Here is a 19,892-nt window from a genome sequence, read left to right as displayed (position 1 = left end):
TGCGCTCAGCGCAGCTGCGCCAGCGTTTTGAGGCCCTGTTCCAGGCCGCTGAGCAAAGCGTCCACATCCGCCTCGGTGTTCTCGGCGCACAGGCTCACCCGCAGGGCGGTGTCGATGCGCCGCGGCTCGAGGCCCATGGCCGCCAGCGTGTGGCTGGCGGCGCCCCGGGAGCAGGCCGACCCGCTGGAAACATACACCTGCGTCTGCTCGAGATAGTGGAGCATGGTCTCGCTTTTGACGCGCATGGTGCTGAAGTTCAGCACCTCGCTCACCGCGTCCTCGGGGCTGTTGAACACCACGCCCAGGGTGGCAAGGCCCGCCCGCAGCCGGGCGTTCAGCGCCGCCGCGTGGGCCGCCCGGGCCGCGAAGGTCTTTTCCATCCGCTTCGCGGCGGCGGCGAGGCCCACCGCGTAGGGCAGGTTCTCGGTGCCGGGGCGCACGCCCTGCTCCTGGCCGCCGCCGTGGCCCTTCTCCTGCCCGCCGCCGAGGTACGGCGGCTGGATGTTATAGCCCCGGCGCAGATAAAGCGCGCCCACGCCCTTGGGGGCGTGAATTTTGTGGCCGCTGACGGTGTAGCTGTCGATGTTTTCAAGGCTCACCGGCAGACGCATCCAGGCCTGCACGCCGTCCACATGCACGGCGGTGCGGCTGTTGGCCTCCTTCACCCGGGCGGCCAGCTTCTTCACGTCCTGCCTTGCGCCGGTCTCGTTGTTCACCTGCATGCAGGTGACTAAAATGGTGCCCTTGTCCACCCGGTCGGCGATGGCGTCCACGTCCAAGCGGCCGTCCGCGCCGGGGGCGACGAAGTCCACCTCGAAGCCTTCTTCGGCCAGGCGGGCCAGGGGCAGCGCCGCGCTGGGGTGCTCGAAGCCGCTGGCCACGATCTTTTTGCCCCAGCCGCGCCGGGCCAGCGCCGCGCCCAGCAGGGCGATGTTGTTGCTCTCGCTGCCGCAGCCGGTGAAGAACACCTGCCCCGGCTCGGCCCCCAGGGTGCGGCCCACGATGTTGCGGGCCCTGTCCAGCAGCTCCTTTGACTCCACGCCGGGGGTGTAGAGGCTGGAGGGGTTGCCCCAGTGGTTCGTCATGGCCTTGTAAATGGCGTCGGCCACCTCGGGGGCCACCCGGGTGGTGGCGGCGTTGTCCAGATAATGGAGGGCTTCGTTGTCGATCATCGCAGCTTCCCGACCTTTACAATCAGTATAGTCCGCCGTTTTTATCCATTTCATTTCACTTTTGCCCGGCGGCGGGCCGCAAAAATACAGAATATATTATAGCACGACTGTGCCCGGCGGCACAAGGCCGCGGCGGGGCTGGAAAGTGTTACTTTTGCGGCGGGCCTTGTAACCGGCGGCCCGTTCTGTTACCATGGATACTGTAAAAAGCAGGGGGCCGCCGGGCCCCCTGGATAAAAACGGAAAGGGTGGCGCGCATGAAAACGGATATCCAGATCGCCCAGGAGGCGGCCCTGAAACCCATCGCCGGGATCGCGGCGGGGCTGGGCCTTGGCGAGGACGACATCAGCCTTTACGGCAAATACAAGGCGAAAATCGACCACCGGCTGGCCCAAAAGGCCAAAAAGCAGGGCAAGCTGATTTTGGTCACGGCCATCAGCCCCACCCCGGCGGGCGAAGGCAAGACCACCGTCAGCTGCGGCCTGGCGGACGCGCTGAACGCCCTGGGCAAAAAGACCATGCTCTGCCTGCGGGAGCCGAGCCTCGGGCCCGTGTTCGGCATCAAGGGCGGCGCGGCCGGCGGCGGCTATGCCCAGGTGGTGCCCATGGAGGACATCAACCTCCACTTCACCGGCGATCTGCACGCCATCGGCGCGGCCAACAACCTGCTGGCCGCCATGGTGGACAACAGCATCTACCAGGGCAACCCTCACCGCATCGACCCCCGCCGGGTGACCTGGAAGCGCTGCGTGGACATGAACGACCGGCAGCTGCGCTTTGTGACCGACGGCCTCGGCGGCAGGGTGAACGGCACCCCCCGGGAGGACGGCTTTGACATCACGGTGGCCAGCGAGGTGATGGCCATCTTCTGCCTGGCCACCGACCTGGCCGACCTGAAGGCGCGGCTCTCCCGCATCGTGGTGGCCTACACCTACGAGGGCCAGCCGGTGACCGCCGGCCAGATCGGCGCGGCGGGCGCGATGACCGCCCTGTTGAAGGACGCCTTCGACCCCAACCTCGTCCAGACGCTGGAAAACAACCCCGCCATCATCCACGGCGGCCCCTTCGCCAACATCGCCCACGGCTGCAACAGCGTGATTGCCACCCGGCTGAGCCTTTCTCTGGCGGACTATGTGGTCACCGAGGCGGGCTTCGGCGCGGACCTGGGCGCGGAGAAATTCCTGGACATCAAGTGCCGCATGACCGGCCTTGCCCCGAACGCCGTGGTGCTGGTGGCCACCGTGCGGGCGCTGAAGCACCACGGCGGCTGCCCCAAGGACCAGCTGGGCGTGCCGGGGGTGGGCTACCTGAAGGCGGGCGCGGCGAACCTTGCCCGCCATGTGGAGAACCTGCGCGGCTTCGGCGTACCGGTGTGCGTGGCCATCAACGCCTTCCCCACCGACAGCGCCGAGGAGCACGAGTGCCTGCGGGGCATCTGCGCCGACCTGGGCGTGCCCTGCGAGCTGGCCACCGTCTTTGCCGACGGCGGCAAGGGCGGCCTGGAACTGGGCAAAGCGGTGCTGAGCATCCTGCAGCCGGAGACCCGCCTCAACTTCACCTACCCCGACGAGGCCCCGCTGGCCGAGAAGGTGGACGCGGTGGCGAAGAAGATCTACCGCGCCGCGGCGGTGAGCTGGAGCGCCCCCGCCAAAAAAGCGCTGGCGGAGATCGAGGCCATGGGCTACGGCGCTCTGCCGGTGTGCATCGCCAAGACTCAGTATTCCTTCAGCGACGACGCCGCCCTGCTGGCCGCGCCGGAGGGTTTTTCCATGACCGTGCGGGACGTGCGCCTTTCGGCCGGCGCGGGGTTCGTGGTGGTCATCATGGGCAGCATCATGACCATGCCGGGCCTGCCCAAAAAGCCCGCCGCCGAGAACATCGACGTGGACGAAAATGGCCGCATCACCGGGCTGTTCTGAGAAAAGCGCAGCAAAAGGCACCCCTTCACGCGAAGGGGTGCCTTTTTTGTCTGCCCGGGCATGGCCCGCCGTCAGTTCTGGTCTTTCGAGCGGCTGAAGGCCGCGGCCAGCACGCCGCACACAAGGCTGGCGGTGACCCCGGCGGCAGCGGCGGAAAAGCCGCCGCAGAGCGCGCCCAAAAGGCCGCTTTTTTCCACCGCGTCCACCACGCCCTGGGCCAGCAGGTGCCCAAAGCCCAGCAGCGGCACGCTGGCCCCCGCGCCGGCAAACTGGGCCAGCGGGTCGTAAAGGCCCAAGGCGCTGAGCACAACGCCCGCCACCACATAGGTCACCAGCACCCGGGCGGGGGTGATGCTGGTCAGGTCGATGAGCAGCTGCCCCGCCACGCAGATGAGGCCGCCCACCACAAACGCCCAAAGATAGGTCATATTTCCGCCTCCTCGCTCACAAGTTCCACCAGATGGGCCACGCCGGGGATGCTCATGCCCTGTTGGCTGGTGATCTGGCTCATCAGCGCCCCGGTGGAGAGGAACAGCACCCGGCGCATTTCCCCCTTGCGCAAAGCGGGCAGCACCCGGGCGCAGAGCACCGCCGCCGAGCAGCCCGCCCCGCTGCCCCCGGCCTGCACGTCCTGTTTGTGGATGTCGTAGATTTCCAGGCCGCAGTCGGTGTGGTTTTTTATTTCCAGCCCCTCCGCCTCCAGCAGCTGGGCCAGCAGGCGGCTGCCCACCAGCCCCAGGTCGCCGGTGTAGACGGCGTCGAAATCCGCGGGGGTGCGGCCGGTGTCGGCGCAGTGGCGCAGGATGGTCTCGGCGGCGGCAGGGGCCATGGCGCCACCCATGTTGGTCAGGTCGGCGACGGCCCAGTCCCGCACGCGGCCGAAGGTGACCGAGCGCACCCGGGGCCCCGCGCCCCGGGGGGCCACCAGGCAGCAGCCCGCGGCGGTGGCCGTCCACTGAGCGGTGGGGGTGCGCTTGCCGCCGTAGCTCAGAGGGGTGCGGAACTGCCGCTCCGCCGCGCAGAAGTGGCTGCTGGCCAGCGCCGCCGCCACCTCCACGCAGCCACCCGCCGCGAGGCAGGCCGCCAGCCCCAGCGCTTCGGCCATGGTGCTGCACGCGCCGTACAGCCCGGCAAAGGGCACGTCGGCGCGGCTCATGTGGTAAGCGGTGGCGGTGCACTGGTTCTGCAGATCGCCCCCCAGCACCAGGCTCAGGCGCTCTAAAGGCAGCCGGGCCTTTTGCAGCACAAGGTCCAGGCAGTGCTGCTGCAGGCGGCTTTCCGCCTGCTCCCAGGTGGCCTCGCCCAGGCTGTTCTCGGGGAACAGCAGGTCGAACTGGGCCGCCATCGGGCCCTCCCCTTCCTTTTTGCCGCCCACGGCCCCCTGGGCCAGAATGACCGGCGGCGCGTCAAAAAGAATGGTGTCGCCTTTGCGCATCAGCCCGCCCCCTTTAAATGAAGGGGCGCAGGAAGTAATACAGCGCCCCCCAGGCGGTGCCGGCCAGCACGCCGTAGACGATGACCGGGCCGGCGATCTGGAACATCTTGGCCCCCACGCCAGTGACGTAACCCTCGCATCGGGCCTCGATGGCCTGGCTGACCACCGCATTGGCAAAGCCGGTGATGGGCACCAGCGTGCCCGCCCCGGCCTGCGCGGCCAGCTTTTGATACCAGCCCAGGGCGGTGGCGACGGCGGAAAGCGCGATGAGGGTGACGCTGGTCATGCAGCCCGCGTCGCTGCGCACAAAGCCCGCCGCCATGTAGGCACGGCGCAGCGCCTCGCCCGCAAGGCAGATGCCGCCGCCCACCAAAAAGGCCCACAGGCAGTCTTTGAGCAGCTTGGAGCGGGGGCTGGCCCCCGCCACCAGCCTGCCATATTCTTCCATCGTTATCTTCAAACCAGCTTCCTCCTCCCGCTGCGCAAAAAACATTCTGTTTGCAGTTTCTCCCGCCGCGGGGGAATTTATGTACCGACAGCAAAAGGGCGGGCGCCGGTCGTTGCCGGCGCCCGCCCTTTTCGTTTCTATCTTACAGGTCGGGGTGGTATTCTTTGCAGGTGCACTTTTTCCACTTGAGGCCGCTGCCGCAGGGGCAGGGGTCGTTGCGGCCGATGCGCACGGCCTTGGCCGGGCCGTTCCTGCCGGTGTTCACCGTGCCCTTGCCGGGGGTGGCGGCGTCGCCGGTGGGTTTGGCCACCTGGGTGCGCTGCACCGGCTGCTCGGTGCGCAGCTGCACCGTCAGCAGCATGCGCACGGTGTCTTCGCGGATGCTGTCCACCATGGCGTCGAACATCTCGAAGCCCTCGATGCGGTATTCCACCACCGGGTCCCGCTGGCCGTAGCTGCGCAGGTAGATGCCCTGGCGCAGCTGGTCCATGTTGTCGATGTGCTCCATCCACTTGGTGTCCACGTTGCGCAAGAGGCACACCCGCTCCAGCTCGCGCATCACCGGCGAGCCGTACTGCTTTTCCTTGGCGTCCAGGATGGCGGCGCCCCGCTCCTGCAGCGTCTGGGCCACCTTCTCGCGGGAGAGGCCCTTCAGCTCCGCTTCGGGGTAAACAAAGTCGGTGGGGCGGGTCAGCCAGCCCTGGTAGTGGCGGCGCAGAGCGGCCAGGTCCCAGTCGGCGGGGTTTTCGCCGGCGCAGAAGCTCTCCACGCTGGCGGCGATGTTCTCGTCCATCATGGTGCGCACGGTGGCGGACAGGTCCTCGCCGTTGAGCACCTTGCGGCGCTGGCCGTAGATGATCTCGCGCTGCTTGTTCATCACGTCGTCGAACTGCAGCACGTTTTTGCGGATGCCGAAGTTCTGGGCTTCCAACTTCTTCTGGGCGCTCTCGATGGTGCCGGTGAGCATGCGGTTCTCGATGGGCATGTCGTCCTCGAGGCCCAGGGTGTTCATCAGGTTCTGCACCCGCTCGCCGCCGAACAGGCGCATCAGGTCGTCCTCCAGGCTGAGGAAGAAGCGGGAAGCGCCGGGGTCGCCCTGGCGGCCGGAACGGCCGCGCAGCTGGTTGTCGATGCGGCGGCTCTCGTGCCGCTCGGTGCCGATGATGAACAGGCCGCCGGCGGCGCGCACTTCCTCGGCCTCGGCGCTGATCTCCGCCTTGTGCTTTTTCAGCAGCTCCTCGTAGCGGGCGCGGATGGCCAAAATCTCCTCGTTGTCGGTGTCGGCGTGGCCGTCCGCCTCGGCGATGAGCTCTTCGGCATAGCCCTCCTTGCGCAGGGCGGCCTTGGCCATGTATTCGGCGTTGCCGCCCAGCATGATGTCGGTGCCGCGGCCCGCCATGTTGGTGGCGATGGTCACCGCGTTCTTCTTGCCCGCCTGGGCCACGATCTCGGCTTCCTTCTCGTGGTTCTTGGCGTTCAGCACGTTGTGCTTGACGCCCTTGCGGGCCAGCAGCTTGCTGAGGGTCTCGCTCTTTTCAATGCTCACGGTGCCCACCAGCACGGGCTGGCCCTTGGCGTGGCATTCCAGCACCTGCTGCACCACCGCGTCGTACTTGCCGCTGACGGTCTTGTAGACGCTGTCTGCCAGGTCCTGCCGCTGGCAGGGCTTGTTGGTGGGCACGGTGACGATGTTCAGGCCGTAAATTTCGCTGAACTCGTCCGCCTCGGTGCTGGCGGTGCCGGTCATGCCCGCCAGCTTTTCATACATGCGGAAATAGTTCTGGAAGGTGATGGTGGCCAGGGTCTTGCTTTCGGCGGCCACCTGCACGCCCTCTTTGGCCTCGATGGCCTGGTGCAGGCCCTCGTTGTAGCGCCGGCCGATCATCAGGCGGCCGGTGAACTCGTCCACGATGATGACCTCGCCGTCCCGCACCACATAGTCGATGTCCCGCTTCATCACGCCCCGGGCCTTGATGGCCTGGTTGATGTGGTGGGCCAGGGTCATGTTGGCGCCGTCGGCCAGGTTCTCCACATGGAAGTAGGCCTCCGCCTTCTTGATGCCGCTCTCGGTGAGGGTGGCGGTCTTGTGCTTTTCGTCCACCACATAATCGCCGTCCACCTGGGCGTCCTGGTCCTCTTTCTCGTCCAGCTCCACCACCTTGCTCATCTTGAGGGTGCGGGCGAAGGCGTCCGCCTGCTGGTAAAGGCTGGAGGAATCGTCGCCCCTGCCGCTGATGATGAGGGGGGTGCGGGCCTCGTCGATGAGGATGGAGTCCACCTCGTCCACGATGGCATAGTAATGCCCCCGCTGCACCATGTTCTCTTTATAAACCACCATGTTGTCCCGCAGGTAGTCAAAGCCGAACTCGTTGTTGGTGCCGTAGGTGATGTCGGCGTTGTAGGCGGCGTGGCGCTGCTCGTTGGTGATGCCCTGAACAATCAGGCCCACCGACAGGCCCAGCCAGCGGTAGAGCTTGCCCATCCACTCGGAGTCGCGGCGGGCCAGATAGTCGTTCACGGTGACCACGTGCACGCCTTTGCCGGTGAGGGCGTTCAGGTAGACCGGCAGGGTGGCCACCAGGGTCTTGCCTTCGCCGGTGCTCATCTCCGCGATGCAGGCGCGGTGCAGCACGATGCCGCCCATGATCTGCACCGGGAAGTGCTTCATGCCCAGCACCCGCCAGCTGGCCTCGCGGCAGACGGCGAAGGCGGTGGGCAGGATGTCGTCCAGGCTTTCGCCCTTGGCCAGCCGCTCTTTCAACGCGGGCGTCATAGCCTGCAGTTCGGCGTCGGTCTTTGCGGCCATCTCGGGCTCCAGGGCCGCCACGGCGTCGGCAATGGGGCGGATGCGCCTCAGCTCCTTGTCGGAGAAGGAGCCGAACAGTTTGTCGATCAAAGACATAGTATCACTCACGATCTGAACGGGCGGGCGCAAAAGCGGCCCTTTGCCCGGTAATCTGCACACGAAAACCCACAGTGCGCTATTTTATATAGTACATCACAAAGCCGGGGCCTGTCAACGCCGCCAGGGGTCGAAAACCCGCTGGTGGAGCCGAACGGGCGGCATTTCACCGCCCGCCGGGCCGCCCCTTTGGTGCGCGGGGAGGCCAAATGAAACTTTTTTGTGAATTTTCATCAAAGGCTTGTTCTTGGGGAACAATATGGCTATAATGATAATATCATGTAATATTAAAAACTATATATTATGGTTTTGGAGGTGGCGTTATGAGCCGGTATTTTGAAAAAGGGCGGGAACCCGTGAGCAGCTACACCCATTTCTGGGGGGCGCTGGCCAGCGCCCTGGGCACCCTGGCCCTGGCGGCGCGCAGCCTGCACACCGGCGCGGGCGGCGCGGTGCTGGCGGGCGTGGTGCTGTTCGGCCTGTCGCTGGTGGCGCTCTATTCCGCCAGCAGCATCTACCACTACGCCCTGGGGGCGGCGGCCAAGGTGCGGCGGCTGCGCAAGCTGGACCACGCCATGATCTATGTGCTCATCGCCGGCAGCTACACCCCGCTGTGCATCAAATTCATGGACCCGGCCAAGCTGCCATTGTTCCTGGGAGCCATGTGGACGATGGCGGCGGCGGGCATCCTGCTGAAACTTTTGTGGCTGGACGCGCCCCGCTGGCTGGGCACCCTTTTGTATCTGGCCCTGGGCTGGGCCATCGTGGTGGACCTGCCCGCCTTCGCGGCCATGCCCGCGGGGTGCCTGGGCCTTGTGGCCGCCGGCGGCGTGTGCTACTCGCTGGGGGCGGTGCTCTACCTGCTCAAGCGGCCCAACCTGAGCGCGCGCTGGGGCTTCCACGAATTGTTCCACCTGTTCATCCTGGCGGGCAGCGCCTGCCACTTCGCCGCGGTGTTCTTCTTCGTTGCGTAAAAAGGGCTTGCGAGCGCGGGGGCAGGGGCTGGGCACGAAGCTGCTGGCGGGCGCGCTGGACTACGCCCGCGGGCAGCTGGCCCTTCCCTGGGTGCTGCTGACCTGCGTCGACGGCAACACCGGCTCCGCCCGGGTCATTGAAAAGAACGGCGGCGTTCTGCTGGACAAGCTGGACGGCGTCATCGACGGCAGGCCCCGCGTCACCCGCCGGTACCGCATCGAGCTTTGAATCTTTTTATTACAAAAAAGGTGGAATTTCCGTATGAGGAAATTTCCACCTTTATTTTCTGCCTGAAGGCTGGTATTATTAAAAATGGATCTTCAAAGGCCCAGCAGCGCCGGCAGCTCCTTCAGCGTGCCGATGACCGGCGCCCCCGCCGCGAGCAGCCGCTCCCGGCTCTGGTGCCCGGCGGCGCAGAGCACGCATTTTGTGCCAAGGCCCGCCGCCACCTGGGCGTCGTGGAGGGTGTCCCCCACCAGCACCGCCTGGGCGGGGTCGAAGCTTTGGCGGGCCATCCACGCCTTGCCCACCGCAAGTTTGCCGTGGGCGTAGTGGTCGGCCTGGCCCAGCAGCTCGTCGAAGTATCCTGCCACGCCCAGATGCCCGGCCTGCGCGTTCAGCAGCGTCTGCTCGCTGGCCGAGAGGACGACCTGCCGCACCCCGGCGGATCTCAGCGCGGCCAGAGCATCGGCCGCGCCGGGGCACAAAGAGCAGGCAAAGCTCGCGGGGTCATAGCGGGCCACATAGTCCGCCGCCAGCGCCTCGAAGCTGCGCGCTTCAAAGTCGAAGCCCGCCCGCCGGTAATAGTCCACCACCGGGAACCCGAAGATCTCCCGGTAGGCGGCAAGGTCGTAGCGGTTGGGGCTGCCGTTTTGTTCCAGCAGCTCGTTCAGCAGGCCGAGACACAGCTGAAGGTCGTCCAGCAGGGTGCCGTTCCAGTCCCAGATGACGCAGAGGGGTTTCATGGCGGGCCTCCTTTGGTGAAAAGGGTTATTCCACGAACAGTTTGCGCAGGGCGGGGTTGGATTCAATGAGCTTCACCAGCGCCACGCCCAGCACGCCGCAGGCCACCGCTTCGCCCAGGGCCACGGTGAACCCGTTCCAGGCCATCAGCGGCAGGGTGGCGGGGGTGTCGGAAAAGAAGACGGCGATCTCCGGCCCCACGATGAGGGCGTTGAACAGGATGGGGGGCAGCGCCGCGGGCAGGGCCAGGCCCCGCACCCGGAAATTGCGCACTTTGTAGGTCACAAGGCAGGCCAGCAGGGTGGCCAGGGTGCCGAAGACGACGTCCGGCAGCACCGAGCCCAAAAGGTTCGACAGAAAGCACCCCAGCACGGCGGCGGCGATGTACTCCGCGCCGAACACCGGCAGCAGCACCAGCGCCTCGGCAAAGCGGACCTGCACCGCGCCGAAGGAGAGGGGCTGCAGCGCCATGCACAGCACCACGTAGAGGGCGGCCACAAGGCCGCAGCGGACGAGTTTTCGCGTTGACATGATTACACACTCCGGCAGTTAGATTTTGACCGCCCGGCCCTGCCAGCTCCCGGCGGTGTGACCGCCCCTTTTTCAAAAAGGGCGGCGAGCCTAAAATCCTAAGTTGCTCTGGCGGGCGCTGGGCCCGCGTAAAAGATATTATACCAGCCGCCGGCGGGATGCGCAACGCCCGCCGCGGATTTTACAAACTTCTTGTTTTACATCCCCTTCGCCGGGGCCTATAATAAAAAGGTACACAGAAAGGAAAGACCACCATGAAACAAGGCAACCTTCTGATCGTTCACGGCGGCGCGCCCACCGCCGTGATCAACTCCTCGCTGTACGGCGCGGTGACCGAGGCCAAAAAGCACCCGGAAGTGGAAAAGGTGCTGGGCGCGGTGGGCGGCACCGGCGGCATGCTGAAGGAGAACTTCTGCGATCTGTCCGCCGTGCCGGAGGAGCGCCTGAAGCTGCTGCTGCAGACCCCCGCCTCCGCCATCGGCACCAGCCGCGACGCGCTGGAGCCTGAGCACTACGCCGCCATGGCCGAGATCTGCCGCAGGCACAACATCCGCTGGGTGCTGTTCAACGGCGGCAACGGCAGCATGGACGCCTGCGGCAAGCTGTTCAAAGCCTGCGTGGCCGCCGGCGTGGACGTGCGGGTGGTGGGCATCCCCAAAACGGTGGACAACGACATCGCCGTGACCGACCACGCCCCCGGCTTCGGCTCGGCGGCCCGGTTCATCGCGGGCGTCACCAGCGAGATCAGCCAGGACGTGCGCAGCCTGCCCATCCATGTGTCGGTCATCGAGGCCATGGGCCGCAACGCCGGCTGGGTCACCGCCGCCAGCGCTTTGGCCCGCACCGGCAGCGGCGACGGCCCCGACCTCATCTATCTGCCCGAGCGCCCCTTCAACGAGGAGGAATTCCTGGAGAAGGTGGGCGACCTTTACCGCAAAAAGGGCGGCGTGGTCGTGGTGGCCAGCGAGGGCCTCACCGGCCTCGACGGCAAGCCCATCGTGGAGCCCATCTTCCAGGTGGGCCGCGCCACCTACTATGGCGACGTGAGCGCCCACCTGGCCAACCTGGTCATCAAGAAGCTGGGCATCAAGGCCCGCAGTGAAAAGCCCGGCATCAGCAACCGCGCCTCCATCGCCTTCCAGTCCGAGACCGACCGGGACGAGGCGGTGCTGGTGGGCGGCGAGGCCGCCCGCGCCGCCCTGGCCGGCGAAAACGGCGTGATGGTGGGCCTGCGCCGGGCGCCCGGCCCGGTGTACCGGGTGGAGACCTTCCTCATCCCGGTGGAGCAGGTGATGCTGCACGAGCGCAAAATGCCCGACGAATACATCAGCGCCGACGGCTGCGACGTCACCGACGCCTTTGTGGAGTGGTGCCGCCCGCTGATCGGCAGCCCGCTGCGCCAGTTCGTCACCTTCAAGCCCACGCTGTAAAAACAAACAATGAACGGAGGGACCCATGTCCAGCCTGCCCGTGACCTATGAAATGGTGCGCCACAGCGCCGAGATCAACACCTACATCCAGCAGGCGGACGCCTCGCTCATCGCCCTGGGCTTCACCGAGCACTCCTTTGCCCACGTGACCCGCTGCGCGGCGGTGGCCAGCCATCTGCTGGAAGAGCTGGGGGCGGACGAGCGCACGGTGGAGCTGGCCCGCATCGCCGGCTACATGCACGACATCGGCAACCTGGTGAACCGGGTGGACCACGCCCAGAGCGGCGCGGTGATGGCCTTCCGCATCCTGGACAAGATGGGCATGCCCCCCGCCGACACGGCGCTGGTGGTGACGGCCATCGGCAACCACGACGAGGGCACCGCCTTCCCGGTGAACGGGGTGGCGGCGGCGCTCATCCTTGCGGACAAGACCGACGTGCGCCGCAGCCGGGTGCGGGGCCGCGACACCATCCGCTTCGACATCCACGACCGGGTGAACTGGGCGGTGGAGCGCTCGGACCTGGAGCTGGACAAGGAGCGCAAGACCCTGACCCTGCTCATCCAGCTGGACACCACCGTCTGCCCGGTGATGGATTATTTCGAGATCTTCTTGGAGCGGATGCTTTTGTGCCGCAAGGCGGCGGAATATTTCGGGCTTTCCTTCCGGCTGGAAGTGAACGGCCAGACGCTGCTGTGAACCCACAAACGAACAAAGCCCCTTCCCGTTGCGGGAAGGGGCTTTTTGTATGAAAACTTACTTTTCCTCGATGGTGTATTCGAAGCCGTACTCCGCCTGCAGGGCCTTCACCTGCTCCTCGGTGTCCTGGATGAAGGTGGGCTCGTAGACGCTGTTTCCGTTGTGGGCCTTCTTGTAGTCCTCCAAAATCTGGTTCAGCTTGTCCCAGGCTTCGTCGTTGCGGGCGGCGTCGGCGCCTTCGGGGAAGCTGATGACATACTCGTGGCGTTTGGGAAGACGTGCTTTCATGGGTGATTCTCTCCTTACAATTTGTTTTGGTTCAGCCCAGGCCAAAGAGGGCCCGGGCGTTCTGGCAGGCAGTTTCCAGCAGCTGCTCCGGCGTCTCCCCCCGCACGCCGGCCAAAAAGGCGGCGGTGTGGGCGATGAGGGAGGAGTCGCACCGGCGGCCCCGGCAGGGCTCGGGAGCCATGTAGGGGCAGTCGGTCTCCAGCAGCAGCTTGTCGGCGGGCACCGCCGCGGCGGCCTTCACCGCCCGCTTGGCCCCTTTGAAGGTGGCCGCGCCCCCAAAGCCGATGTACAGCCCTTGCGCGGTGAGCCAGGCGGCGTCCTCCGCCGAGCCGGAAAAGCAGTGCAGCACCCCTTTGGGGTGGTATTTTTTGAGCAGGGCGTAGGTGTCGGCGTGGGCCTCGCGGTCGTGGACGATGACGGGCTTGTCCAGCTCCAGCGCCAGGCGTATCTGGGCCTCAAACAGTTCCAGCTGGGCGTCCTTGGGCACCGGCCAGTGGTAGTCGAGGCCGATCTCCCCCACCGCCACCGCCTTTTTTTCGCTCAGCAGCGGGGCGATGGCGGCCAGTTCCGCCTTCCAGTCGCCGGAAAACTCGGTGTTGGTGGAGGCGTCCGCCTCGATGAGGCTCTCCGGGTGGATGCCCAGCGCCGCCCACACAAAGGGCCATGCGGCGGCCAGTTCCAGCGCGCCCTTGCTGGTGGCAAAATCGGTGGCGCACTCCACCACCCCCGCCACCCCGGCGGCGGGCAGGCTCTGCAAAAGGGCCGCGCGGTCGCCGTCGAACTGGCGGCTCTGGTAGTGGGCGTGGCTGTCGAAGATGGGGCCGGCCATCAGTGGATGGCGCTGCCGGGCAGCACGTCGTCGGGGAAGAAGACCACCGAAGCGCCGCCGTCCGGCATGTCGGCGGCCATCACCATGCCCTCGCTCACATACTTGCCCTTCATCATCGGGCGGGGGGCGAGGTTCGCCACGATGCCCACCTTGCGGCCGACGAGGTCTTCCGGCTTGTACCACTTGGCGATGCCGGAGAGGATGGTGCGCTCACGCTCGCCGTCGAACAGGGTCATCTTCAGCAGCTTGCGGCTTTCGGGCAGGGCCTCGCAGGTGAGCACCTGGGCCACCCGCATCTCCACCTTGCAGAAGTCGTCAAAGGGGATCTCGGGCTGATGCTGGATGTCCTCCGCCGCCGCGGGCCGGGCGGCGGGGGCCTTGTCGGCTTTTTCGGCGGCCTGTTCGGCGGCTTTCAGCTTTGCCTCCTGGGCCGCGGCCAGCTCCGCCAGCTCCTTCGCCGCGTCGATGCGGGGGAAGAGGGCGCCGCCCTTGTGCACGGTGTAGTCCGCCTTGCCGCCAAAGCGCAGGTCGTTCCAGGCGCGGTCGGCGTCGGAAAGGCCCAGCTGGGCGGCCATCTTGTCGGCGGTGTCGGGCAGGAAGGGCGCCAGCAGCACGGTGGCAAAGCGCAGCGCCTCGCACAGGTTATACAGCACCATGGCCAGCCGGCCGCGGTTCGCCTCGTCCTTGGCAAGGGCCCAGGGCGCGGTCTCGTCGATGTACTTGTTGGCCCGCTGGATGGCCCGGAACACCTCCTGCAGGGCCTGGGGGATGAGCAGGTCGTCCATGCAGGCGGCCACCTTGGCGGGCATCTCGCTCACCGTCTTGATGAGGTCGCCGTCGAACTCGCCGCTCTGGCGCTGGGCGGGCAGGGCGCCGCCGAAGTATTTTTCCGCCATGGCCACCGTGCGGCTGAGCAGGTTGCCCAGGTCGTTGGCAAGGTCCGAGTTGATGCGGGCGATGAGGGCCTCGTTGGAGAACACGCCGTCGTTGCCGAAGGGGATCTCCCGCAGCAGGAAGTAGCGGATGGCGTCCACGCTGTAGCGCTCGCAGAGCACCGCCGGGTCCACCACGTTGCCCTTGGACTTGCTCATCTTGCCGCCGTCCAGCAAAAGCCACCCGTGGCCGAACACCCGCTCGGGCAGGGGCAGGTCCAGCGCCATCAGCATGGCGGGCCAGAGGATGGTGTGGAAGCGCAAAATCTCCTTGCCCACCATATGCAGGTCGGCGGGCCAGAAGGCGTCGTAGTCGCTGTACTGATCGTTGCCGTAGCCCAAAGCGGAGATGTAGTTGGAAAGCGCGTCCACCCACACATACATGGTGTGCCCCGGGTCGAAGGGGACGGGGATGCCCCAGGAGACCGAGGTGCGGGAGACGCAGGTGTCCTGCAGGCCCTGGTTGATGAAGGCGATCATCTCGTTCTTGCGGGTCTCGGGCTGGATGAAGGCGGGGTGGTCCTCGTAGTATTTCAGCAGCCGGGGGGCGTATTTGCCGGTTTTGAAGAAGTAAGCCTCCTCCTCGGCCTCATAGACCTCGCCGCCGCAGTCGGGGCACTTGCCTTCCTTCAGCTGGCTGTCGGTCCAGAAGCTCTCGCAGGGCTTGCAGTAATGGCCCTTGTAGACGCCCTTGTAGATGTCGCCCTGGTCATACAGCTTCTGGAAGATCTTCTGGCAGCTGGCGATGTGGCAGTCGTCGGTGGTGCGGATGAACCGGTCGTAGCTGATGTTCATCAGCTTCCACAGGTCCTTCACGCCGCCCGCGCCCTCCACGATGTTGTCCACATACTGCTTGGGGGTCACGCCTGCGGCGGCGGCCTTGTCCTGAATTTTCTGGCCGTGCTCGTCGGTGCCGGTGAGGAACATCACCTTTTTGCCCTGCATCCGCTTGAAGCGGGCCAGCGCGTCGCAGGCCACGGTGGTGTAGCTGTGGCCGATGTGCAGCTTGTCGCTGGGGTAGTAGATGGGGGTGGTGATGTAATAGGTGTCTTGCTGCTTCATGGGTCTTACTTCCTTTCATAACGCGGCCGCGAATGAAACGGCCGCGGGATCACAAGAATTCGGGCGGGACGGGCCGGCCATGGTCGTAGGCGCGCTTGTCCTCTTCGCCGATGGGGCGCACCACCCGGCAGGGGCTGCCCACAGCCACCACGTTCGCCGGGATGTCTTTGGTGACGATGCTGCCCGCGCCGATGACGGCGTTCTCCCCGATGGCAACGCCCGGCAGGATGACGCTGCCCGCGCCCACCCACACGCCCGCGCCGATGGTGACGGGCTTGTTGTATTGCAGCCCCTTGCGCCGCAGCGCCGGGTGCAGGGGATGGGCGGCCGCCGCGATGGTCACATTGGGGCCGATCATCACATCGTCGCCGATGTGGATGTGGGTGTCGTCGGTGAGGGTGAGGTTGAAGTTGGCGTAGACGTTTTTGCCCAGGTGGGTAAAGCACCCCCAGTTGGCGTTGAAGGGCGCCTCGATGAAGCAGCCCTCCCCCACCTCGGCAAAGATACGGGGCAGCAGGGCGGCGCGGCCGTCCATGTCCCGGGGGTCCATCTGGTTGTACTGCCAGATGAGCGCCCGGCGCTCCATCTGCAGCCGGAACATCTCCGGCGAGTTGCAGACGTACAGATCGCCCGTGTGCAGCAGCTGCATGTTTTTTTCAGCTCCGTCACAAAAGAACGCCTCCCCTCCGGTTCAGAAATCAAAGCCCACAGGGGTCTTGCCGCAGGCCTCGATGGTGGCTTTGGCCAGCACCTCGGTGCTGTCGATGAAAAAGTCGTCCAAACCGTAGTCCCGCTTGATGAGGGAAAGTTCGGTGCAGCCCAGCACCGCCCTCTGGCACCCTTGTGCCTTGAGGCCGCCGGCGATGCGGCCGAAGAGTTCCAGGTCCACCGGCTTGCCGCTCTTGATCTGGCCGTAGATGATGGTGTCCATCAGCGCGGCCTGGTCGGCCTCGCTGGGCACGGCGCAGCCGATTCCCTCCGCCGCGCACATGCGCTGGTAGGAACAGCTGGCCACCGTGCCGCTGGTGGCCAGGATGCCCAGCTTCCGGCAGCCGCCCGCCTTGGCGGCGCGCACGGTGAGCTGGATCATGTTCAGCACCGGCACCGGCAGGCTGCGCTGCAGCCGGTCATAGAAATAGTGGGCGGTGTTGCAGGGGATGGCCAGCACGGTGGCGCCGTAGCGCACCAGCATTTCGGCGTCCCGCTCCATCACCGAGAAGGGGTCGTCGTTGCTCTCGCCCAGGATGTAGGCGCTGCGGTCCGGGGTGGTGGCCCGGCTGCTGATGACGATGTCCAGGTGGTCCTGGTCCTTTTCGGCCTTGGTGTGGGCGGTGATCATCTCATAGAAATAGACGGTGCTCATCGGCCCGATGCCGCCCAGCACCCCCAAAACGGGGTGGGGCGCGGCGGATGTCTGGTTCATGGCGTTGCCTCTCTGATGCTTCTTCGCCCGGCGGGCGGTGGTGTTGCTTTTGACATGCGCGGCGCGCAAAAACAGCCGCCCGCGCCGCGTTCGGCGGGGCGTACACACCTTTAATTATAAGGGCGGGGGTGTCAAAGTCAAGCAAAACCCGGCAGGGCAGCAAAGCCCGCCCGTGCGCCACGATTTTTAACACGGCGGCCGCTTTTGTGCCGCGTTTGGTTGGTGGAAGCGGCTGGAAGGCCGTGATAGAATGTGTTAAAATCTTTTGCAAAGGCGGGAAAACATATGCGCCGGCACTATCTGGACAATCTTCGCTGGGCCACCGTTCTGCTGGTGGTGCTCTATCACGTCATCTATATGTACAACGGCGTCATCACCGCCGGGGTGGCGGGGCCTTTTGCCCCGGTGCAGCCCCAGGATGCGGTGCAGTACCTGCTCTACCCCTGGTTCATGGTGCTGCTGTTTGTGGTGTCTGGCGCGAGCGCCCGTCTTGCGCTGGAGCGGCAGCCGCCAAAGGCCTTTGCCGCCCGCCGCACCGAAAAGCTGCTGGTGCCCTCCACCCTGGGGCTTCTGGTCTTTCAGTGGGTGCTGGGCGGCTTCAATATGGCGCTGGCCGGGGCCTTTGACACCCTGCCGCCCCTGCCCGCCCCGGTGCTCTGGCTCATCATGGCGGCGTCCGGCTGCGGCGTTTTGTGGTTTGCCCAGATGCTCTGGCTTTTTTCCATGGCGCTGGTCCTGCTGCGCCGGTTTGAACGGGGCCGCCTCTACCGCGTCTGCGGGCGGCTTGGCCCCCTCGCCCTGACGGCGCTGGGCCTGCCCCTCTGGGCCGCGGCGCAGGTGCTGAATGCCCCTTACATCGCGGTCTACCGCTTCGGCATCTACGCGTTCGCCTTCATGCTGGGCTATTTCGCCTTTGCCCACGAGGAAGTAGTGGAGCGTCTTGCCGCTCATCCCCTGCCCTTCTGCGCCGCGGCGCTGGCGCTGGGCACGGCCTACACCCTGCGCTGGTTCGGGCAGAATTACGCCGCGCCACCGGCGGTGAACTGCCCGCTGGCCATCGCCTTTGCCTGGGCGGTGGTGCTGGCGGCCTTCGCTGCCATGAAGCGCTGGGGCGACAGAACGGGCCCTCTGGCCGCCTGGCTGGGGCAGCGCAGTTTCGGGCTGTATGTGCTTCACTACCTGCCCCTGGCCGCCGTTGCCTGGGCCATGGACCGGTTTTTGCACCTGCCCGCCGTGGTCTGCTATCTGCTGGCGGCAGCGGCGGCCTTCGGCGGCGGGTACGGTTTGAACGCCCTCATCTCCAAAACGCCGGTGCTGCGCTGGTGCGTTTTGGGCAAGCGAAAGGAGAAACGCCATGTTTCGGGATAATCTTTGCCAGCTGCGCAAACTGAACGGCCTCTCGCAGGAGGAACTGGCGGAAAAGGTGAACGTCTCCCGCCAGACCCTCTCCAAGTGGGAGAGCGGCGAGTCCGCGCCGGATCTGGAGCGGGCCGCCGCCCTGGCGGAGGTGTTCGGGGTGACGCTGGACGATCTGGTGAATTACGAGAGCACAGTGGAGGGCCTGAGCCCGCCGCCCCGGGGCAAGCACATTTTCGGGGTGGTCGCCGTGGGGGAGAAAGGGCAGATCGTCCTGCCCGCCGCAGCCCGCAAAATTTTCGGCATCGACCCCGGCGACCGGCTGCTGGTGCTGGGGGATGAAACGCAGGGGCTGGCGCTGATGCGGGAGGACGTCATTTTTGAGCGGCTGGTGAAGCCTTTCCTGGACGAGGATGGGCACTGAGCGTCGCGCCCTGCAAAAGGGCGCAAAAAAACCGGGGCGCCGGACACGGCGCCCCGGAAAACGATTCAGTACATTGGTCTGCCCTCTCATTTCCCGGATTTCAAACGTTCAAACAGAAATTTTTTCATGTTCATCGCGCTTTCTATCTGGAAATCCTTTTATGCAGGCTTTGTAGCTTCACATCGCCTGTACATCAGTTTGGAGCAAACGATGTTACCACATTGGGGTATCCCTCTCTTGGTTTTGATGCAACGTTCGTTTCGAAAGGCGTTTTATCAGTTTGCCTTGTGGATAAAATCGGGGTCCTGTTTGGCGCCATTGGATCAAAACTTGCTGTCAACCGCGCCTTTCGATCTTTTGGTGTTTGAAAACAAAACTCGGAACCTGGTTTCCCGCCGTTTGCTGTTCCATTCCTCAAAGCATGTTCTCACGCGGCCCATCGGCCCCATTGAAAACCTTCCTGCTTTGCCTTACCTGGACGCTCGCGGCTCGATCTTGCCATTTCGCGCGCTGTTGTATCCGCTTTCGTTCTTCGTACGTTTCAAAAGGGGACGTTCCCTTTCATGGTTAGTACATTGGAGTTGAAACCTCCGTGTTTTTGTAGTGTCGTCTTTTTACAGACCCTTCTCACACCGGTGTGTGTATGAGACATCCGCGTTTTCACGGCGGACGTTTCAAGGCTGTCTATAATTCGACGTGCAGGCCGCTTTTCATATAGAAAAAACGCCCGCGGGTAATGAGTTTTTAAACGGATGGAAGTTTTGGAAGTTCGGATGTTTTTTGCGCTTTCTAAGCGCGTCGATCCGTTGTTCACTGCTTCATCTATCTAAAAATTCATGCCGGCAGGTCGTGGGCTCTGTACGCTATTTGAACGATCATGTGCCAGATAAACCGCTCTTGTCTCTGGTCCTCTTGAAAAGAAAGCATCTTTTGGTGTTGTGAGCGATCTGGATCGTCAGCGGCAGGACCCACCCTGCCCAAACTGCTTGGGTTCTTCTTTTACCATGATGGCCCTGCGCTCCTTTCCTTCCCGGGGGCCACGTTTCTTCGTTTCCTACCCGCCGGTTTCTAGACCTTGGTGTTCTCTCCTTGGTGTGTCTATACTA

Annotated in this window: 20 protein-coding genes and 1 riboswitch; of the genes, 8 read left to right on the top strand and 12 right to left on the bottom strand. The window is 65.0% G+C overall.

Going from position 1 to position 19,892, the window contains the following annotated elements; genetic code table 11:
- Positions 1-5: 5 nt before the first annotated feature.
- A complete protein-coding gene (locus ACH2AT_RS07220; RefSeq protein WP_394964755.1) occupies positions 6-1,172 on the bottom strand; it encodes a cysteine desulfurase family protein in 1,167 nt (388 codons plus the stop codon).
- A gap of 257 nt (positions 1,173-1,429) precedes the next feature.
- On the opposite strand from ACH2AT_RS07220, the gene ACH2AT_RS07215 reads away from it, so the two are divergent.
- Positions 1,430-3,091, top strand: coding sequence for a formate--tetrahydrofolate ligase (locus tag ACH2AT_RS07215; RefSeq protein ID WP_394964753.1), 1,662 nt, complete (start codon positions 1,430-1,432; stop codon positions 3,089-3,091).
- Between the two features lie 71 nt (positions 3,092-3,162).
- On the opposite strand, the gene spoVAE is transcribed toward ACH2AT_RS07215, so the two are convergent.
- The 4 genes from spoVAE to secA form a co-directional block, all read right to left on the bottom strand.
- Complete coding sequence (gene spoVAE, locus ACH2AT_RS07210; protein WP_394964751.1) at positions 3,163-3,519, bottom strand: stage V sporulation protein AE; 357 nt, start codon at positions 3,517-3,519, stop codon at positions 3,163-3,165.
- On the bottom strand, positions 3,516-4,526 hold the full coding sequence (locus ACH2AT_RS07205; RefSeq protein WP_394964749.1) for a stage V sporulation protein AD: 1,011 nt from the start codon (positions 4,524-4,526) through the stop codon (positions 3,516-3,518). Before ACH2AT_RS07205 ends, spoVAE begins: the two co-directional genes overlap by 4 nt.
- A gap of 13 nt (positions 4,527-4,539) precedes the next feature.
- Positions 4,540-4,986 carry a SpoVA/SpoVAEb family sporulation membrane protein gene (locus tag ACH2AT_RS07200; RefSeq protein ID WP_394964747.1) on the bottom strand — a complete coding sequence of 149 codons (447 nt, stop codon included), beginning with the start codon at positions 4,984-4,986 and terminating at the stop codon, positions 4,540-4,542.
- 130 nt (positions 4,987-5,116) lie between these two features.
- Positions 5,117-7,876 carry a preprotein translocase subunit SecA gene (gene secA / locus ACH2AT_RS07195; RefSeq protein ID WP_394964745.1) on the bottom strand — a complete coding sequence of 920 codons (2,760 nt, stop codon included), beginning with the start codon at positions 7,874-7,876 and terminating at the stop codon, positions 5,117-5,119.
- A gap of 323 nt (positions 7,877-8,199) precedes the next feature.
- Between secA and ACH2AT_RS07190 the strand changes: the two genes are divergently transcribed.
- Both ACH2AT_RS07190 and ACH2AT_RS07185 read left to right on the top strand, forming a co-directional pair.
- Entirely contained in the window at positions 8,200-8,850 is a 651-nt protein-coding gene (locus tag ACH2AT_RS07190) for a hemolysin III family protein (RefSeq protein ID WP_394964743.1), read from the top strand.
- Between the two features lie 7 nt (positions 8,851-8,857).
- Positions 8,858-9,079 (top strand): GNAT family N-acetyltransferase, encoded by a 222-nt coding sequence (locus tag ACH2AT_RS07185; protein ID WP_394964741.1) that lies wholly within the window; start codon positions 8,858-8,860, stop codon positions 9,077-9,079.
- Positions 9,080-9,171: 92 nt separating this feature from the next.
- Here ACH2AT_RS07185 and ACH2AT_RS07180 read toward each other — a convergent pair whose 3' ends face one another.
- The gene (locus ACH2AT_RS07180) at positions 9,172-9,816 is read right to left on the bottom strand and encodes an HAD family hydrolase (protein WP_394964739.1); all 645 of its coding nucleotides are present in this window, start codon (positions 9,814-9,816) and stop codon (positions 9,172-9,174) included.
- A gap of 25 nt (positions 9,817-9,841) precedes the next feature.
- Positions 9,842-10,345, bottom strand: a complete 504-nt coding sequence (locus ACH2AT_RS07175; RefSeq protein WP_394964737.1) for a QueT transporter family protein — start codon at positions 10,343-10,345, stop codon at positions 9,842-9,844.
- A gap of 9 nt (positions 10,346-10,354) precedes the next feature.
- Positions 10,355-10,454, bottom strand: a riboswitch (PreQ1-III riboswitch).
- A 145-nt stretch (positions 10,455-10,599) separates the two neighbouring features.
- On the opposite strand from ACH2AT_RS07175, the gene ACH2AT_RS07170 reads away from it, so the two are divergent.
- Positions 10,600-11,775 carry a diphosphate--fructose-6-phosphate 1-phosphotransferase gene (locus ACH2AT_RS07170; protein WP_394964735.1) on the top strand — a complete coding sequence of 392 codons (1,176 nt, stop codon included), beginning with the start codon at positions 10,600-10,602 and terminating at the stop codon, positions 11,773-11,775.
- Positions 11,776-11,800: 25 nt separating this feature from the next.
- The gene (locus ACH2AT_RS07165) at positions 11,801-12,472 is read left to right on the top strand and encodes an HD domain-containing protein (RefSeq protein WP_394964733.1); all 672 of its coding nucleotides are present in this window, start codon (positions 11,801-11,803) and stop codon (positions 12,470-12,472) included.
- A 57-nt stretch (positions 12,473-12,529) separates the two neighbouring features.
- Here ACH2AT_RS07165 and ACH2AT_RS07160 read toward each other — a convergent pair whose 3' ends face one another.
- From ACH2AT_RS07160 to ACH2AT_RS07140, 5 genes are read right to left on the bottom strand one after another with little or no spacing between them, the layout of a single operon-like run.
- Positions 12,530-12,760 (bottom strand): methylenetetrahydrofolate dehydrogenase, encoded by a 231-nt coding sequence (locus ACH2AT_RS07160; RefSeq protein ID WP_394964732.1) that lies wholly within the window; start codon positions 12,758-12,760, stop codon positions 12,530-12,532.
- 31 nt (positions 12,761-12,791) lie between these two features.
- On the bottom strand, positions 12,792-13,589 hold the full coding sequence (locus tag ACH2AT_RS07155) for a TatD family hydrolase (RefSeq protein WP_394964730.1): 798 nt from the start codon (positions 13,587-13,589) through the stop codon (positions 12,792-12,794).
- Positions 13,589-15,583 carry a methionine--tRNA ligase gene (gene metG / locus ACH2AT_RS07150; protein WP_394964729.1) on the bottom strand — a complete coding sequence of 665 codons (1,995 nt, stop codon included), beginning with the start codon at positions 15,581-15,583 and terminating at the stop codon, positions 13,589-13,591. The genes ACH2AT_RS07155 and metG overlap by 1 nt, the downstream gene beginning before the upstream one ends.
- 49 nt (positions 15,584-15,632) lie before the next feature.
- Positions 15,633-16,232, bottom strand: coding sequence for a sugar O-acetyltransferase (locus ACH2AT_RS07145; RefSeq protein ID WP_394964727.1), 600 nt, complete (start codon positions 16,230-16,232; stop codon positions 15,633-15,635).
- A gap of 42 nt (positions 16,233-16,274) precedes the next feature.
- Positions 16,275-17,006, bottom strand: coding sequence for an aspartate/glutamate racemase family protein (locus ACH2AT_RS07140; RefSeq protein WP_394964725.1), 732 nt, complete (start codon positions 17,004-17,006; stop codon positions 16,275-16,277).
- Positions 17,007-17,291: 285 nt separating this feature from the next.
- On the opposite strand from ACH2AT_RS07140, the gene ACH2AT_RS07135 reads away from it, so the two are divergent.
- From ACH2AT_RS07135 to ACH2AT_RS07125, 3 genes are all read left to right on the top strand, one after another.
- Positions 17,292-18,374, top strand: a complete 1,083-nt coding sequence (locus ACH2AT_RS07135; protein ID WP_394964723.1) for an acyltransferase — start codon at positions 17,292-17,294, stop codon at positions 18,372-18,374.
- Positions 18,361-18,786, top strand: coding sequence for a helix-turn-helix domain-containing protein (locus ACH2AT_RS07130; protein WP_394964721.1), 426 nt, complete (start codon positions 18,361-18,363; stop codon positions 18,784-18,786). The genes ACH2AT_RS07135 and ACH2AT_RS07130 overlap by 14 nt, the downstream gene beginning before the upstream one ends.
- Before the next feature lie 126 nt (positions 18,787-18,912).
- Positions 18,913-19,371 carry a hypothetical protein gene (locus tag ACH2AT_RS07125; protein WP_394964719.1) on the top strand — a complete coding sequence of 153 codons (459 nt, stop codon included), beginning with the start codon at positions 18,913-18,915 and terminating at the stop codon, positions 19,369-19,371.
- Positions 19,372-19,892 lie beyond the last annotated feature (521 nt).

Origin of the sequence: Candidatus Allofournierella excrementigallinarum (assembly GCF_944388085.1) — a bacterium.
GTDB lineage: Bacteria > Bacillota > Clostridia > Oscillospirales > Ruminococcaceae > Allofournierella_A > Allofournierella_A excrementigallinarum.
This window is presented reverse-complemented; position numbering and strand designations above follow the sequence as displayed.